Annotated in this window: 2 protein-coding genes; one reads left to right on the top strand and one right to left on the bottom strand. The window is 38.6% G+C overall.

Going from position 1 to position 873, the window contains the following annotated elements; genetic code table 11:
- Positions 1–132 precede the first annotated feature (132 nt).
- Positions 133–312 (top strand): hypothetical protein, encoded by a 180-nt coding sequence (locus BCT81_RS01375; RefSeq protein ID WP_004737863.1) that lies wholly within the window; start codon positions 133–135, stop codon positions 310–312.
- A gap of 64 nt (positions 313–376) precedes the next feature.
- Here BCT81_RS01375 and cueR read toward each other — a convergent pair whose 3' ends face one another.
- Entirely contained in the window at positions 377–769 is a 393-nt protein-coding gene (gene cueR, locus BCT81_RS01370; protein WP_004737861.1) for a Cu(I)-responsive transcriptional regulator, read from the bottom strand.
- Positions 770–873 lie beyond the last annotated feature (104 nt).

Raw genomic sequence — 873 nt, 5'->3', positions numbered from 1 at the left:
TAAGAATAGTTCGCCTCACTATCGCTTAATTATAATTATTAAAAATGTTAAGTACGTCCAATTTTTGAAATTTTCTTCACCTTGTCCATACTTTCACTTATCTCAATCGGAGATAAAATTAATGGAGTTTGTATGAGACATTTTCTAATCATTGTTACGGCTATTTTTAGCTTGTCATTCGGAAGCGCTCTAGCGAGCAGTCAATCACCTGGTAATGGTAATATGGGACCTATTGTTAAGTGTTCAGATGGTAACGCGGTCACTCATGTACCACTACTGATCTGTAAACATTACGGCGGAAAAGTGCTGTGATAGGTAGGTAAGTCAGGCTAGTAATATCATTTACAGCCTGACTAATATTTATTACTGAAATGATCTAAGTACGGCCGGATAAATTGTTTAAGATAGGACAATCCGTAGAAGCATCACCAGGGCAGTCATGTACCCACGATTGCAATTGGGCCTTCATTTTATTGAGCTCCGCAAGTTTCAATTCTATTTCATCTAACTTCTGAGTCGCTTTCTGTTTTACTTCAAAGCTCTGTCTATTGGGGTTCATGGCTAACTCAACTAAGGATTTACACTCATCAAGTGTGAACCCAACCATTTTTGCTCTGAGCACGAACTCTAGTTGCTCGATATGAATCTCACCGTATTGCCTGTAGCCATTTTCTGAACGATGTGGAGGGCTCATCATGCCTTTACTTTCGTAAAAACGAATGGATTTCGCTGTTGTACCAACACGTTTAGCTACTTCACCGATATTCACAATATTACCTGTAAGCTTAAAATGAAAAACCGCAGTACTGCTGTTATACAATACTGCGGTTGAAAAACATAGTTTGGAGCTTAGGTTAAAGGCTTACTCTTGCT

It is taken from the genome of Vibrio sp. 10N.261.52.A1 (assembly GCF_002876325.1).
GTDB classification, from domain to species: Bacteria; Pseudomonadota; Gammaproteobacteria; order Enterobacterales; family Vibrionaceae; genus Vibrio; species Vibrio chagasii.
The sequence above is the reverse complement of the archived record's forward strand: the minus strand, read 5'-3'. Positions and strand labels throughout refer to the sequence as shown.